This window comes from Intrasporangium chromatireducens Q5-1 (assembly GCF_000576575.1).
Classification (GTDB): Bacteria; Actinomycetota; Actinomycetes; order Actinomycetales; family Dermatophilaceae; genus Intrasporangium_A; species Intrasporangium_A chromatireducens.
Genome location: NZ_AWQS01000091.1, coordinates 1 through 15,229 on the forward strand (window position 1 = coordinate 1; position 15,229 = coordinate 15,229).

The 15,229-nt window shown below is 70.0% G+C and carries 14 protein-coding genes; 10 read left to right on the forward strand and 4 right to left on the reverse strand.

From position 1 onward, the window contains the following. Positions 1 to 164: 164 nt before the first annotated feature. A complete protein-coding gene (locus tag N864_RS11860; protein ID WP_034716902.1) occupies positions 165 to 809 on the forward strand; it encodes a GNAT family N-acetyltransferase in 645 nt (214 codons plus the stop codon). A gap of 35 nt (positions 810 to 844) precedes the next feature. Here N864_RS11860 and N864_RS11865 read toward each other — a convergent pair whose 3' ends face one another. Continuing rightward, positions 845 to 4,708 (reverse strand): replicative DNA helicase, encoded by a 3,864-nt coding sequence (locus N864_RS11865; protein WP_034716904.1) that lies wholly within the window; start codon positions 4,706 to 4,708, stop codon positions 845 to 847. Between the two features lie 460 nt (positions 4,709 to 5,168). Between N864_RS11865 and N864_RS11870 the strand changes: the two genes are divergently transcribed. Further along, complete coding sequence (locus N864_RS11870; RefSeq protein ID WP_034716906.1) at positions 5,169 to 5,441, forward strand: DUF2277 domain-containing protein; 273 nt, start codon at positions 5,169 to 5,171, stop codon at positions 5,439 to 5,441. Positions 5,442 to 5,454: 13 nt separating this feature from the next. On the opposite strand, the gene N864_RS11875 is transcribed toward N864_RS11870, so the two are convergent. Genes N864_RS11875 through N864_RS11885 form a run of 3 tightly spaced genes read right to left on the reverse strand, consistent with a single transcriptional unit; the run spans position 5,455 to position 7,693 of the window. Further along, positions 5,455 to 5,826 (reverse strand): DUF202 domain-containing protein, encoded by a 372-nt coding sequence (locus N864_RS11875; RefSeq protein ID WP_051518498.1) that lies wholly within the window; start codon positions 5,824 to 5,826, stop codon positions 5,455 to 5,457. A gap of 4 nt (positions 5,827 to 5,830) precedes the next feature. Continuing rightward, entirely contained in the window at positions 5,831 to 6,208 is a 378-nt protein-coding gene (locus tag N864_RS11880; protein WP_034716908.1) for a YidH family protein, read from the reverse strand. Positions 6,209 to 6,226: 18 nt separating this feature from the next. After that, positions 6,227 to 7,693: a DHA2 family efflux MFS transporter permease subunit gene (locus tag N864_RS11885; RefSeq protein ID WP_051518499.1), complete on the reverse strand. Its 1,467-nt coding sequence runs from the start codon at positions 7,691 to 7,693 to the stop codon at positions 6,227 to 6,229. Between the two features lie 148 nt (positions 7,694 to 7,841). Here N864_RS11885 and N864_RS11890 point away from each other — a divergent pair, with 148 nt between their 5' ends. The 8 genes from N864_RS11890 to iolC all read left to right on the forward strand — a co-directional run bounded on the left by N864_RS11890 (position 7,842) and on the right by iolC (position 15,132). Then, positions 7,842 to 8,780, forward strand: coding sequence for a ribokinase (locus tag N864_RS11890; protein WP_034716910.1), 939 nt, complete (start codon positions 7,842 to 7,844; stop codon positions 8,778 to 8,780). Continuing rightward, the gene (gene deoC, locus N864_RS11895) at positions 8,777 to 9,472 is read left to right on the forward strand and encodes a deoxyribose-phosphate aldolase (RefSeq protein ID WP_034716912.1); all 696 of its coding nucleotides are present in this window, start codon (positions 8,777 to 8,779) and stop codon (positions 9,470 to 9,472) included. Before N864_RS11890 ends, deoC begins: the two co-directional genes overlap by 4 nt. 5 nt (positions 9,473 to 9,477) lie before the next feature. Next, a complete protein-coding gene (locus N864_RS11900) occupies positions 9,478 to 10,236 on the forward strand; it encodes a GntR family transcriptional regulator (protein WP_051518500.1) in 759 nt (252 codons plus the stop codon). A 143-nt stretch (positions 10,237 to 10,379) separates the two neighbouring features. Then, positions 10,380 to 11,354, forward strand: coding sequence for a nucleoside hydrolase (locus N864_RS11905; RefSeq protein WP_034716916.1), 975 nt, complete (start codon positions 10,380 to 10,382; stop codon positions 11,352 to 11,354). A 61-nt stretch (positions 11,355 to 11,415) separates the two neighbouring features. Continuing rightward, complete coding sequence (locus N864_RS11910; protein ID WP_034716918.1) at positions 11,416 to 12,036, forward strand: class I SAM-dependent methyltransferase; 621 nt, start codon at positions 11,416 to 11,418, stop codon at positions 12,034 to 12,036. Continuing rightward, positions 12,036 to 12,734 carry a DNA alkylation repair protein gene (locus tag N864_RS11915; protein WP_034716920.1) on the forward strand — a complete coding sequence of 233 codons (699 nt, stop codon included), beginning with the start codon at positions 12,036 to 12,038 and terminating at the stop codon, positions 12,732 to 12,734. Before N864_RS11910 ends, N864_RS11915 begins: the two co-directional genes overlap by 1 nt. Further along, complete coding sequence (locus N864_RS11920) at positions 12,731 to 14,047, forward strand: MATE family efflux transporter (RefSeq protein ID WP_034716922.1); 1,317 nt, start codon at positions 12,731 to 12,733, stop codon at positions 14,045 to 14,047. The genes N864_RS11915 and N864_RS11920 overlap by 4 nt, the downstream gene beginning before the upstream one ends. 119 nt (positions 14,048 to 14,166) lie before the next feature. Further along, positions 14,167 to 15,132 carry a 5-dehydro-2-deoxygluconokinase gene (gene iolC / locus N864_RS11925; RefSeq protein ID WP_034716924.1) on the forward strand — a complete coding sequence of 322 codons (966 nt, stop codon included), beginning with the start codon at positions 14,167 to 14,169 and terminating at the stop codon, positions 15,130 to 15,132. The last annotated feature ends 97 nt before the right edge of the window (positions 15,133 to 15,229 follow it).

Consider the following 15,229-nt stretch of genomic DNA (forward strand, 5'->3'; position numbering starts at 1 on the left):
GGCCACCAACCGGCAGTGAGTGGGCGGAGGGCCGGCCGCGTCGGGGGTGGCACTGGAAACCTGCTGGCGGTGCCCGCTCTGGGTTGCGACGATGGGGCGGTTGCCGGCACGGGCCAGCCACCCGTTTCGCCCGGTCCGGACTGCGAAAGCGGAGGTCTCAGCTGATGAAGAACTACCCGCTCCTCGACGTGCGGGTGAGCACCCCCAGGCTGGAGCTGCGAGCGGCGACCGACGACCTGCTCGACCAGCTCGCGGAGTCAGTGCGTGCCGGCAAGACGCACGCTGAGCCCGCGCCCTACGACGACCCGATGTCCTTCTACGAGACCGACCCAGATCTGCGGGTCGCCAAGTGGCTCCGGGCGATCTGGCGCCGCCGCGGCTCGGTGGACCCCGACGCCTGGCGGCTCTACTTCGTCGTCATGGCCGCCGGCCGTCCGGTGGGCGAGCAGAGCCTGACGGGCGTCGACTTCGCGACACTGGGCACCGTCACGACGTTCTCCTGGCTGTCCACCGACGAGCGCGGTCGTGGACTGGGACGCGAGATGCGCTCGGCGATCCTGCACCTCGCGTTCGCCGGCCTCGGGGCGAAGGAGGCAGCGAGCGACGCGTTCGTCGACAACGGCGGTTCCAACGGCATCTCCCGAGCACTCGGGTATGAGCCCAACGGGTTTGACTGGGCCACGCGCCGAGGGGAACCTGCCCTGCTGAACCGGTGGCGGCTCACCAGGGCCGGGTGGGAACGGCACCGCCGGGACGACATCCAGCTCCACAACGTGGAGGCTTGCCACGCGCTGCTGCCGCTGGCCTGACCGACGCGCACGGCGGTCGAGCTGCGCCGGGCGGCTCAGAAGTTCGTGGCCATGTTCGTGAAGCGGCTGAAGTGTCCCTGGAAGGCCACCACGATGGTGTCGGTGGGGCCGTTTCGGTGCTTCGCGACGATGAGGTCGGCCTCCCCCTCTCGCGGAGAGTCCTTCTCGTAGGCCGCCTCGCGGTGCAGCAGGATCACCATGTCGGCATCCTGCTCGATGGAGTTGTGGACGGCGATGCCGTTGGCGATGAAGTTGTGCGTGCCGAGAACGGTGGCGTCAAAGACCTCCTCGACCCCATCCGGCTCGACCGAGACGACCGTGTCCCACAGAACATCGTTGACCGCGTACAGCTCGAGCTCGGCGCTGTCGAGCACGGCCGCCACCTGCGCGAGCCGCTCCCGCGAGGGGGCATGTCGACCAGAGGCAGACCCGTTGTACTGCACTCCCATCGCGGCTTGGAATGCCCGTCCCGGCATCCCCTGCTCCGACATCACCTCACGCACGGTCTCCCAGATGCCCACCGGGACCGTGTCGACATTGGTGTTCGGCTTGGTGCTCCTCACGATCTCGAGAAGCCGGTGGGCCTGTTCGCCACGAGCACCGTGAACGCCGATCTCCTGGAGAAACCGACGTTGGCTGTCGGCGCCGGAGATGTCCAAGGTGTAGCCGGGACGACAACCGCTCTTCCTCACCGTGCGGATGCGCGTGGAGATCCCGAATCTCAGGAGCAGCCGCGACAGGTCGTCCACAAGACGGCGGGACGTCGACGCATAGTAGATCCGGCCCGCACGACCGTTCCTGTTCACCGTCACCGAGCCGTCCGTGGACCAGATGTGCCTGAGGAACAGCGCGATCTGACGCTTCGACACGTGGAAGACAGGCTCAGGCACGAACTTCTGGTGGCTGCGCTTGTCGAAGACCCCCAGCTCGTCAAGCCACTCCGCGATCGGGTTTCGCTTTCCGTGAGTGAGACGGAACGGAGCCCGTAGACGGAGAGTCGTCACTCGGGCACTGGGGTAGTCGTCTCGAACGGCTGCGACGCCAAACGTGAGTGCGGCCTTGGTGACCGCGTCCAGGTTTTCCTCATCGACGCTGGCGTAACGCAACGGCTGACGAGCAAGCATCGACCCATCGCCCAGCAGATGGGCCAGGAGAATGATGCGGGAATCCTCCCAAGGCTCATGCATCTCGGGGGCAGGAACGTGGCGAGGGACGGCGACGCGGTCACCGGTGCGAAGGTCTCCCAACGACGTCCATCCCTGGTAGGCCAGGAAGGGATGGTTCTCCGTGGCGCGCACGACCTTCCCTGACGCCAGGGTCAGCTTGAAGACCGGTTTGGTCCCTGTCGCGAACACATGCGTCATGTGCCGAGTCACATAGCGCAGCTTCTCGTCGAGGGCCCAGACGGGGATGTCCTTCGCTCCCTCGGCAGAGAGCTGACCCAAGGTCGTTTCGGCGCCCGTGTCCGCCCGCAGAATCCGGGTGTCCGACGTCAGGCACCCGGACTCGCGAAGGTCGCTCATGGCGGGCTTCTTGTCGGTGCGCTGCTCAGGACCACGATTCAGCTGCGAGATGGCGATCACCGGCACCTCCAGCTCCTTCGCCAGCAGCTTGAGCGCACGGGAGAACTCCGACACCTCCTGCTGGCGCGACTCGACACGCTTGCCCGATGTCATGAGCTGCAGGTAGTCGATGATGACGAGCTTGAGATTGTTGCGCTGCTTGAGTCGGCGACACTTCGCTCGAATCTCCATCAGCGACATGTTGGGCGAGTCGTCAATGAACAACGGCGCGTCCGAGACCCTGGCCATGGTGGAGGCGAGGCGCGTCCAGTCCTCCTCGCGCATCGTGCCCTTGCGCATGTGCTGGAGCTGGATGCCGGCCTCTGCGGACAGCATGCGCATGGTGATCTCGGTGCGGCTCATCTCGAGCGAGAAGACGACGGCCGCCATCTTGTGCTTGATCGCCGCCGAACGGGCGATGTCCAAACCCAGGGTCGAGTTGTGGGTCGGGATCATTGCTTCGCCAGCGAGGTACAAGTGGTCCTCGGCTGCCACTTCTATACAGCGGACCGGCACTGACTTGACCGGTCGAACGTCCACGACGAAGCGACAATCACGTCGGGTGACAGACTTCGTCCGGAGTTCTTTGTGCAGCAGGGCTTTTCGGGGCAGGTGAAAAACGTCGTCCTCCGTGGTGAAGTTGACGTTGTATGCAATTGACGACTTCTCGGTTCTCCCCTGAACGCGACGGGTGGCGATGGAACAGCGATAGCCAAGGCTGAGCACCAGTTCCCGGACCTGCATTGCAAGTTCGCGGTGGGTCACGGTGAACTGTACGGAGCCAGTGTTCGTCACGGTGCCATCGGTATCGAGCAACCCCGCCAGCAGCTCACGACGCTGGCTCTCGGAAGCACGCAGGTACTCGACGGGAATGTGCTTGTTGTCGAGGACACGTAGTTTGCGCAGCAGGCCTTTCACAGTTCCGTGGTCCCGACGACAGCCAGCACACTGACGCAGGCCGGAGTACCTGCTGCTGCAGTCAGGACATCGCGGCGCTCGGTTCAGCCCGCCAAGGCCTTTGGCTCGTCCCCCACACGAGCGGCCACATGTCTTGACTTCAGACGTGCGTGGGACGAAGTCCGTCCCACACACGACACACTGCCTCGGGGGGACGGGCGCCGATGGCAGGCGGAGGGCGTATCGCATCTTGGCGCTGCAAGGACGAACCTCCAGACCCAACCCCTCCAAGCGGGAGACGATCTCCGGATCCGCTGTCGTGATCGATGCCGCGGCGCTCGTTCCATCTCCTAACCAGACACCTAGGGCGTAAGGCGGAAGGAGAAGGCTGCGTTCATCGAACTGCAAAGCCCCGGCCAGGGGTACGGAGTGGTTGGCGCGGCGCTCCGCCGTCAAGGTGCGGAGGGAGGAGGCGATTTCCGCTGTCGTCCTGATGCCGCCCTTATCCCGCCGTCGCCGCTCACCACGCGTCCTTGTGAACCACTGGTGCTGCTCATCCGCGACGATCACTGACCCATCAGAGAACTCGACCTCGTAGCAGGGGCGGCCCTCCATGACCTCGGTCGCGGCGACGACCCGCGTCGGGCGTCCATCGGCACCGAGCACGAGATCCCCGGCCCGCACACTGCCCATCGTTGTCCACCCATCGGGCGTGGGCAAGGCGGTGTCGAGTGCGAGCGCCTTTCCCATAGCAGGCCTGGCGGCGACGACGATCATCTGGCCCGGGTGCAGGCCGTTCGTGAGCGAGTCGAGGTCGGTGAAGCCGGTCGGGACACCGGTCATCTCACCGGACCGACCGGTGGCCACCTCGATCTCGTCGACGGTGGCCTCGATCAGGTCGCCGATCGCGTGGTAGTCCTCGCCGCCGCGCTTGTCGGCGACGGAGTAGACCTCGGCCTGCGCCGCGTTGACGATGTCCTCGACGTCGCCGCCACCCTGGGCATAGCCCAGCTGGACGATGCGGGTGCCGGCCTCGACGAGCCGCCGCAGCACCGCACGCTCAGCGACGATCTGGGCGTAGTAGCCGGCGTTGGCGGCCGTCGGCACGGAGGCGATGAGCTGGTGCAGGTAGGCCTGGCCGCCCACCCGGGTGAGGTCGCCGCGCTTCGTCAGCTCGTCCGAGACGGTGATCGCATCGGCCGGCTCGCCACGCCCGTAGAGGTCGAGGATCGCGTCATAGATCAGCTCGTGCGCCGGGCGGTAGAAGTCGGTGCCCTTGAGCTGCTCCACGCAGTCTGCGATCGCGTCCTTGGACAGCAGCATGCCGCCGAGGACGGACTGCTCGGCGCCGACGTCCTGCGGGGGAAGCCGGTCGTCCGGCGGCCCGTCACCGCGCGTGGACCCCGCGAACGCACTGGTGCTCAGCTCGTCGAGCGACACACATCCCCCTTGCGGAAGTGAGAACTACCCCTGATGTCCCCACTCCAACACAGACCGGCGACAGTGGCTTCGAGGGGCGGACCTCACGGTAGGACCGCTGCGCTCGGCGGGCAATCTGGCCTGTGGACAAGATGTGGACGATTTCGCCGACACGCCGTCAACAACTGTGGAGAAGGTGTGTGCACAACTGTGCGTTCTCCACTTCTTGCGATCCACCTACCGCCCCTGACCTGCCCAAACGCTGTCCACGTCCTGTGGACCAAAATCCCCGAGGGGTTGTGCGTTGTCCACAGGACAACGGAACGGACAATGGTGACCCTCAGTAGGTTGTGGACGACTCCCGTATGCCGCTCACGCCCCGTACGCCAGCCGGTACACCAGCCGCCCGGCTCGCACGGTGCCCCCGAGCGAGAGGACAGCCGGCCCCCACGCGCTGGCTCAGCGGCATACCGTGTCTGTCATGTGTCGGAACATCCGTCAGCTGCACAACTTCGAGCCGGCCGCCACGAGCGAGGAGGTGCGGGCGGCGGCGCTGCAGTACGTCCGCAAGGTGAGCGGCAGCACCAGACCGAGCCAGGCCAACCAGGAGGCCTTCGACGAGGCGGTCGAGGCCGTCGCGCACGCGACCCAGCACCTGCTCGACCACCTCAAGACGAGCGCCCCGCCGCGGAACCGGGAGGTCGAGGCGGCCAAGGCGCGCGAGCGGGCCCGGCTGCGCTACGGGACTGCCTGACTCGTCCTCGAGGTCACGGCGGGCCGGTCAGCCCGAGGAGCAGCCAGAAGCCCAGGACACCGAGGAGCAGAGTGGCGGTCGTGAGGACCACCACCTCGAGCGCGGCGACCGGCACCGGAGCGTCCGGAAAGGTCGGTGCGACGGCACGCGCCCGACGGCGGGTCCGCACCAGGATGAACACCGCGGCGGCGCACGCGACCGACACGACCGCCACGGCCAGGCCACCGAAGCGGTCCGCCCACCGGACGACGAGCAGCGCGGCGGCGAAGAAGCTGATCATCGTGCGGTGCCAGGCCAGCTCGGTCCGCTCCGGTTGCAGGCCGGGATCCTCCCGGTCGTGCCACACCGTGTCCCGGCCGTCGTGACGACCGCGCTCGCGCGCCACGCCGTCAGACCGTCACGACGATGGCGAGAACGAGGCCCACGACCAGCGCCGCACCGATGGCGAGCAGGGGCACGAGGAGGGGGAAGGGCAGGGGGGTCCGGTTGCGCATGGCCCGCTCGACGCGCACCCACCGCACCGCCGCGCTGATGCTCACCACCATGCCGAGCAGGAGCAGCACGACCACGAAGACCGTGCGCACCGGCGTGACGAGGGTCTGCGTGAGGAACCCCTCGACGGCGATGGCGCCAGCGATCAGTGCCATCCCGGTCCGGATCCAGGCGAGGAACGTCCGTTCGTTGGCGAGGCTGAACCGCGGGTCGGGCTCGTCGCCGCCGGGCAGCAGTCGACGGGCCAGCCTGCTGCGCGCCACCTCGTCCGCCATGGACCGGAGGGTAGCGGCTCAGGCAGTCTCAGTCGCCCGGTGCTCGCCACCGGATCCCGACAGGGCCGCGACGACAGCGGCAACCAGCGCCAGCGCGGCCAGCATGAGGCAGGTCGTCGAGAAGCCTCGCACGACCGAGCCGGCCGCGAGCCCCGGCCCACCGGCCGCAGCACCGAGACCAAGGACGAGGCCGGCGAGCGCGACACCCATGGCCGTGCCGACACCTCGGGTCATGTTGAGCAGCCCGCCGGCGGACCCCGACTGGTGCCGCGGGGCGCTGGCCATGATCGCGGCATTGTTCGGCGAGGTGAAGAGGCCCTGGCCCACTCCGATGACGGCCAGCTCGACGGCGAGCGCGCCGGTGCTCCCGTGCCAGACGGCAGCCGCAGCCAGGCCACCTGCCGTGACGACCATGCCCGACACCGTCAGCGGCCGGGCGCCGAACCGGTCCGCCGCCCGGCCCGCCAGCGGAGCGGTGAGCCCCAGGGCCGCCGGCAGCACGGTCAGCACGAGGCCGGCGACGCCGGTGGTCTCTCCGTAACCCTGCTCGAGCAGGAAGGGCACGACGAAGAGCGTGCCGAAGAGGACGGCATACGACAGGAAGCCACTCGCGATCCCCGCCGAGAACGACGCCCGCCGGAAGAGGCCGAGGTCGACCATCGGCGCTGCCACCCGGCGCTCCTGGACGACGAAGCCGCCCAGCGCGAGAACGGCCACGACGAACAGCGTGACGATCACCGGTGACGCGAAGCCCGCCTCCCGCCCGAGGGAGAGCGCGGCGAGGAGGGCGGCGACGCCGGGCATGAAGAGGGCGAGCCCGGCCCAGTCGAAGCGGGTTCGCGGCGCGAGGTGCCGGCTGCGGGGCAGGATGAGCCACGCGGAGACCACGCCGATGATGCCTGCGGGGACGTTGACGAGGAAGATCAGCCGCCAACCGCCGAGCCCGATGAGCAGGCCACCGACGCTCGGACCGAGCGCGAGCCCGAGGGCCTGCGCCGCACCCTGGATGCCGATCGCCCGGCCCAGGTTGGCCGTCGGCACCGACGTGGCGATCAGGGCGACGCTGTTCGCCTGGAGCATGGCCGCCCCGACGGCCTGCAGCACGCGGAAGCCGACCAGAGCGGTCAGGCTCGGGGCCAGGCCGCACGCGAGGGACGCGGCGGCGAAGACGACGAACCCGTAGGTGTAGAGCAGCTTGCGTCCGACCATGTCGGCGAGCCGGCCGACTGCTGCGACGATCGCGACGAGGACGAGCAGATAGGACAGCGCGACCCACTCCACCGCTCCCAGCGAGGTGCCGAAGGAGTCCTGCAGGGTCGGGAACGCGACTGTGACGATGCTCGCGTCCAGCTGTCCCATGAAGGCACCGACGCAGACGGTGGCCACGACCCACCAGTGCGCGTCCGGGCGCCGCACGACCCAGTCGGGGCGCGCGGGCTCGACGAGCAGGGTCCGCCACGGGCGCTGCTGTGGTTCGTCACTCACGTACCCCAGTTCACTCCCTCCACCTCGGAGCCGGGTGAGTGCCCTCCCGCTGCGTCGCGTGGTAGCGTTCACTTGTTCATGGTTGTCCATATACCTGAGCGTCCGGCACACCGCGCCGCCAGCGGGCCCGGGGGCGAGAGGCGGGGTCATGCGGGTCGCGGTCGTCGGCAGCTACGGCGTCGGGATGACGATGCGGCTGCCGCGGCTGCCGACCGCCGGCGAGACGCTGCCCGGCGGTGAGTTCTCCAGCGGGCACGGCGGCAAGGGCTCCAACCAGGCGGTCGCCGCGGCCCGCCTCGGGGCCGACGTCACCTTCCTGACCGCCGTCGGCGACGACGCCATGGGCGCTGCGGCCCGCGAGCTGTGGCGTGCCGAGGGCATCGACGCGTCGGCGGTCGTCACGATCCCGCACGCCGCGACCATGGTCGGGATGATCCTCGTCGAGCCCTCGGGCGAGAACCGGATCGTCATCGCCCCCGGCTCCCTCGACCACCTGACGCCGGAGCACGTCGAGGCCTTCCGGCCCCAGCTGGCGGCCGCCGACCTCGCCGTCGCGTCCCTCGAGATCCCCCTGCGCAGCGCGGTCGCCGCGCTCCGGGCCGCGCGCGACGCCGGCACCCGCACCCTGCTGAACCCTGCTCCGGCACAACCGATTCCGGACGACGTGTGGCCCCTCGTCGACGTCGTCACCCCCAACCGCACCGAGGCGGCCATCCTCCTCGGCCACCAGCCGGACAGCGACGAGCCGGCCGAGGCCCTCGCCGCCGAGCTGCACGCCAAGGGGGTCGCCAGCGTCGTCGTCACGCTCGGCTCCCACGGCGCCCTCCTGCTCGACAGCACCGGCAGCCGGCGCATCGCCGCCGTGCCGCCACGCGTCGTCGTCGACACCACGGGCGCCGGCGACGCCTTCACGGCCGGCCTCGCGGTGGAGCTCGCTCGTGGTGAGTCACTCGACAGCGCAGCCCGATTCGCCGCCCACGTCGGCGCGCACACCGTCTCCATCGCCGAGGTGATCCCCGCGCTGCCCCGTCGTGCGGACCTCTCCGACGATCCCACCAGACGCCACCCATCGAAAGGAACCCCATGACCGACTTCGCGCGCCTCAGCGGCCGAGAGCTGGCGCCATACATCCAGCACACCCTCATCGCGGTCGGCACGACGCGCGACCAAGCGATCGCTCACGCGAAGGAGACGGCCGAGCACGGCTTCGACGCCGCGATGGTCGCCGGATCGTGGGTGCCCCTCACCGTCGACGTGCTGCGTGGCACCGGCATCAAGGTCGCGTCGGCGCTCGACTTCCCGACCGTCGGCGTCATGACGAGCGCCGGGAAGGCCGCCGAGGCGGCGGAGCTGGTCCGGCTCGGGGCCGACGAGATCGACATGGGCGTCCAGGTCGGCTGGCTCAAGAGCGGCGACTTCGACGGGTTCCGCGAGGACATCGCCGGCGTCGTCCGCGCAGCCGGCGTGCCGATCAAGGTGATGCTCGAGCTGCCGCTGCTGACCGACGAGGAGAAGGCCGTCGCCGTCGAGCTCGCCTGCGAGGCAGGGGCCACGTACCTCAAGAACGCGTCGTCCGGGCAGGTCGAGGTGGCCAACCCCGAGAGCATCCGCTACCTCGTCGAGCGCGCGCCCGAGGGCGTCCTCGTCAAGGCGTCCGGCGGCATCAAGAGCCGGGCGCAGATCGTCGCGCTGCTCGCCGCCGGGGCGGCGAAGGTCGGGACGAGCGCCGGCGTGCAGGTCGTCACCGACACCGCGGATGCATCGACAGAGAGCTACTGACCGCAATGAACACTGCCCGTATGCCGCTGCGCGAGCTGGGCGCAGACGGTCCCGCCACGCTCCACTCCCGCATCTCGACGTGGATCCGCTCGCAGATCGCGAGCGGCGCCTGGCCGGCGCACTTCCGGCTCAAACCAGAGCCGGAGCTCGCCGCCGAGCTCGGGGTCAGCCGGGGCACCCTGCGGCGCGCCCTCTCGACGCTGATCGAGGAGGGTGCGCTCGTCCAGATCCGAGGCAAGGGCACCTTCGTCACCTCGACGGTCGTCGAGCCGGCCATCGCCCAGAAGCTGACCAGCCTCGCCGAGGACTTCGCCAGCCAGGGCGTCGCCCTGACGACCAAGGTCCTCCGGGCCCGTGTCACCGTGCCACCGCCGGCCGTGACGGCGCTGCTCGAGCTGCCGAACCGGGCCCGGATCTTCGAGCTCGTCCGGCTGCGCAGCACACCCGACGGGCCGGTCGCCCTGCTCGCCAACTATGTCCGGACCGATCTCGCCCGCGGCATCGAGAAGGTCGACTTCGAGGCCGAGACACTCTTCGGGACGCTCGCCGGACGGTATGGCCTGCACATCACCTCGGGTCGCCGCACCTTCACCGCGACGGCGGCCGATGATGTGCAGGCGCGCCACCTCGACGTGCCGGCCGGCTCCCCGCTGCAGTACGTCGAGCAGGTCACCTACCTCGCCGGTGGGGAGCCGATCGAGTACTCGGACGTGTGGATCCGGTCCGACCGGCTCCGGGTCACGAGCATGCTGTCCCGCCGCTGAGCGGAGCGTCCGCGGCGCGATCGGCGCGGCAGTCCTGCGCCGACCGCGCTCCCAAGCCCCTGGTCCCCCTCGCCCCAGTCCTTCTCACCCGGCCCTTCGCACCCAGCCCTTCTCACACAACCCTCCTCGCCCCAGGAGCCCCCATGACCGTCCCGTTCATCCTCGACACCGACACCGCCCAGGACGACTGCGTCGCCCTCATCGCCGGGCTGCTCGACCCCGACGCCGACCTGCGCGCGATCACGATGGTCGCCGGCAACGTCGGCTTCGACAAGCAGGTCCGCAACGCGCACCTGACCCTCAACGTCTGTGGCCGGCTCGGCACCGTGCCGATCCACCTCGGCTGCCGCCAGCCGATGGTCGTGCCGTGGGTATCGGCCGAGAACGTCCACGGCGACGGGTCCGGCGGCCTCGACATGGACTTCGCCGGGACGGCGACCGAGGACGAGCACGCCGTCGACGCACTGATCCGGCTGACGGCGCAAGAGCCCGGGGAGCTGTCCATCGTCGCGATCGGCCCTCTCACGAACATCGCGATGGCGGCGGTCAAGGACCCGGCCTTCGTGCGCAACGTCAAGCGCCTTGTCATCATGGGCGGCTCGAACAATGGCCGCGGCAACATCACCGCGGCCGCCGAGTTCAACTTCTATGTCGACCCGCACGCCGCCCGCGTCGTCTTCGAGGCCGGCTTCGCCGACATCGTCGTCGTCCCGTGGGCGCCGTTGACCCTGCAGGATGCCGTCTTCAGCCGCGAGCAGCTGGCCGACATCGACCGGCTCGGCACTTCCCTGTCGCGCTTCTTCCTCACCGTCTGCGGACCGACCCTCGCCTTCGACGAGAGCGTGGGGATCCCCGGCACGACCCACCCCGACTCGCTCTCCGTCGGAGTGCTGCTCCACCCCGAGCTGGCCCTCGCCTCGGCGCAGTACCACGTCGCCGTCGAGACGGAGTCCGAGCTGACCCGCGGCTACTCGGCGATGTCGTGGGGCGTGCACGGGCTGGAACCGAACGCGACGGTCGTCGAGCGCGCCGACGGTCCGGCCTTCCACACGTGGATCACCGGCTTCCTCGCCACCTCGACGGAGCCGAACCGGCCGTTCCACGGCTGGGACTCCTGACCCGGGCCTCTCGCGTGGCGACGAGCCACCCGGCCTGCGCCCGGGCCCCTAGGATCGAGCGGTGAACTGGTGGAGTGAGTCGGTGCTGCCGCGGCTGATGGCGAGCAACCTGACCACTCCCCTGCTCGAGGCGGAACGCCGGGCCGTGTGTGCCGGGCTCACCGGACGGGTGGTCGAGCTCGGCTTCGGCTCCGGCACGAACCTGCCCTACCTGCCCCCCGAGGTCACCGGGGTCTGGGCGGTCGAGCCGTCCGAGACCGCGTGGCGCCTCTCGGAGCGGCCCCGCTCCGAAGCCCGTGTCCCGGTCGTCCGGGCCGGCCTCACCGGCGAGCACCTCGAGCTCGAGGACGGCTCGATGGACTCCGCCCTCTCAACCCTGACGCTGTGCACGATCCCCGACCTGCCCGCCGCCCTCACCGAGCTGCGCCGGGTCCTGCGGCCCGGCGGGGCGCTGCACTACTTCGAGCACGGCCTCGCGCCCGACGCCAGCACCGAGCGGTGGCAGCACCGCCTCGAGCCGATGCAGAAGCGGGTCTTCGGCGGGTGCCACCTGTCCCGTGACATCCCCCGCCTCCTGCGGGAGGCCGGCTTCGAGCTGGAAGGCGACTCAGCGGCATACCTCTCCGTGCCCGGGCCGATGCGCGCGTGGGCCTACGTCTACCGCGGGAGGGCGGTGGCGTGATGCGCGGCAACGCGCTGTTCGTCGACGCCGTGCGGGCCGCCCTCGAGGCCGGCGCCGATCCCGTCCGCGCGGCCGGGCAGCAGCGGTACATGAAGTCGGCGATGCCCTACTACGGCCTCACCAGCCCCGAGCTGAAGCGCGCGCTCACCCCAGTCCTGCGGGACGTGCCGATGGAGTCGCGGGATGAGTGGCTCGCGACCATCGACCTGACCTGGCGCTCCGCGACCCATCGCGAGCAGTGGTATGCCGCTCTCGCCCTCGCGCGGCACCGTCCCTACCGTGGGTGGCTCGGTGACGAGGCAATGTGCTTGTGGGAGAGCCTCATCCGGGAGGGCGCGTGGTGGGACGTCGTGGACGACATCGCGACCCATCTCGTGCGGGACACCCTGCTGGCCGCACCGCAGGTCGAGGGCCACCGTGTGCGCGGGTGGGCCGAGAGCGACTCGATGTGGGTGCGGCGAGCCGCGATCCTCAGCCAGGTCGGGGCCGGTGACCGGCTCGACGAGGACCTCCTCGCCGACGTCATCGCCCCGAACGTGTGCGACCGTCAGTTCTTCATCCGCAAGGCGATCGGCTGGGCCCTGCGTGACCATGCCCGAGTCGCCCCGGGCTGGGTGCTGCGGTTCGTCAGCCGCCACCCCGGCCTGTCCCAGCTGTCCCGGCGGGAGGCGCTCAAGCACCTCGGACCGGACGCGTGACGAACCACCGCCGCGAGATCCTGCGGCTTGCGGTGCCGGCGTTCCTCGCGCTGATCGCCGAGCCGCTCTTCCTCCTCGCTGACTCTGCGATCGTCGGCCACCTCGGCACGGCTCAGCTCGCCGGGCTCGGCGTCGCGAGCGCGGCGCTGCTCACGGCGTCGGGCATCTTCGTCTTCCTCGCCTACGGGACAACGAGCGTCGTGGCGCGGCACCTGGGAGCCGGAGACCTGCGCTCCGCGGTCTCGGCCGGGATCGACGGTTTCTGGCTCGCCATCGGCCTCGGCGCCGTCACTGCGGCGGCCGTCGCACTGTGGGCCGAGCCGATCTGCGCCCTGTTCGGAGCGGGCCCCGAGGTGCTGGCCCAGGCGACGACCTACCTGCGGGTATCGGCGCCCGGACTGCCCGGGATGCTCTTGGTCCTTGCCGTGACGGGAGTGCTGCGTGGGTTGCAGGACACGACGACACCGCTGGTCGTCTCGGTCTGTGGCTTCGGCGCGAACGTCGCGCTGAACCTCTGGTTCGTCTATGGACTCGGCTGGGGCATTGCCGGGTCGGCCTGGGGCACAGTGATCGCCCAGACCGGCATGGCGGCGGCCCTCATGGTCGTCCTCGTCCGCAAGGCCCGGGTGCTCGGCTCGCGGTTGCGGCCACACCCGGCCCGGGTTCTCGCCGCGGCCCGGACCGGCGTGCCGCTCCTCGTCCGCACCCTGGCCCTGCGCGCGACCCTGCTGCTGACGACGTGGGTGGCCGCGTCCATGGGCGACGTGACCCTCGCGGCGCACCAGGTCGCCATGACGATCTGGTCCTTCCTCGCCTTCGCGCTCGACGCCCTCGCGATCGCCGCGCAGGCCATCACCGGACGTGCCCTCGGCGCCGGTGACCGCGCCTCCGTCCGGGACGCGATGGGCACCATGGTCCGTTGGGGAGTGTGGGGCGGCGTTGCCCTGGGGCTGGTGCTCGTGGCGGCGCACAGCGTCCTGCCTGCACTGTTCACTCCCGAGCCCGCCGTGCAGCGTGCCCTCGCGGCGGCGCTCGTTGTCGTCGGGCTCGGTCAGGCCGTCTCCGGATATGTCTTCGTGCTCGACGGCGTGCTGATCGGCGCCGGCGACGGCACGTGGCTCGCGTGGGGCTATGTCGTCGCCCTCGTCAGCTATCTGCCGATCGTGCTGTGGGTTCGAACGGCCGGGTCGACGGGTTCGGCCGTGCATGACGTCGTGGTGCTCTGGGTCGCCTTCACCGGCCTCATGGTGATCCGGGCCCTCGTGCTCGGCTGGCGCGCCCGCCAGGACGGCTGGATGCGGCTCGGCGCCTGAGCCAAGCGGTGAGGACACGAGCGACGAAGGAGCGGGGTTGAGGTAGGGCTACATGAGGATCGGCCACCCGATCGCCTCAAAGCGTGGTGGGATGGAGGGGCGATCCGAGAGGAGCCGACGTGACGACGTACGACCTGGTCACGATGGGGCGCGTCGGGGTCGACCTGTACCCCCAGCAGCACGACGTGCCGCTGGAGGTCGTGAAGACCTTCGAGCGCTACCTCGGCGGCAACGCCGCGAACGTTTCGGTGGCGGCGGCCCGACACGGTCTGCGGGTCGCACTCATCAGCCGGGTCGGCAACGACGCGTTCGGCCGCTTCGTCCGCTCGGAGTTGCTCCGGCTGGGCGTCGACACGGAGTACGTCACCGCGGTCGACGACCCCACACCGACGCCGCTGACGTTCTGCGAGATCTACCGCCCGGACCACTTCCCAACGGTGTTCTACCGCTACCCGACCGCGCCCGACCTGATGATCGAGCCCGACACCGTGCCGATCGACGTGGTGCAGCAGGCGAGGGCGTTCTGGACCACGGGGACCGGACTCTGCCAGGAGCCGAGCCGCGCCGCCCATCACGCGGCGTGGGACGCGCGTGCGCGGCAACGGTGGACGATCCTCGACCTCGACTACCACCAGCCGTTCTGGCCGTCCCCCGCAGCGGCTGCAGAACAGCTGCGGCTGGCGCTGCCCAAGGTGACCGCCGTCGTGGGCACGGTCGAGGAGTGCACCATCCTCACTGGCCGGATGGACGTCAGGGCCGCGGCTGAGGCGCTCATGGAGACTGGGCTCGAGCTCGTCGTCGTCAAGCGTGGGCACCTCGGTCTGCTGGCGCTGTCGGGTGAGGGCCTCCTCGAGCTCGGCGCATATCCGAGCGGGGTCGTGAGCGGGCTCGGCTCGAGCGAAGCCTTCGGGGGCGCGTTGGTCCACGGGCTGCTGAGCGGCTGGGACCTGCGGCGGATGCTGACCTTCGCGAGCATCGCGGGAGCCATCGTCGCGTCGCGGCTGGAGGCGTCAACGGCCATGCCGACGAGTGACGAGGTGGACCGTTTGCTCGACGACGTGGGCGTGCAGGACGAGTTCTCCTGACGTCGTGCATGGGCGCCGCCCTCATGACCTGCTTCCTCACATGCAGCAGGGGGCCCGCTGCTGCACCACACGCAGCAGGGGGCCCGCTGCTGCATCA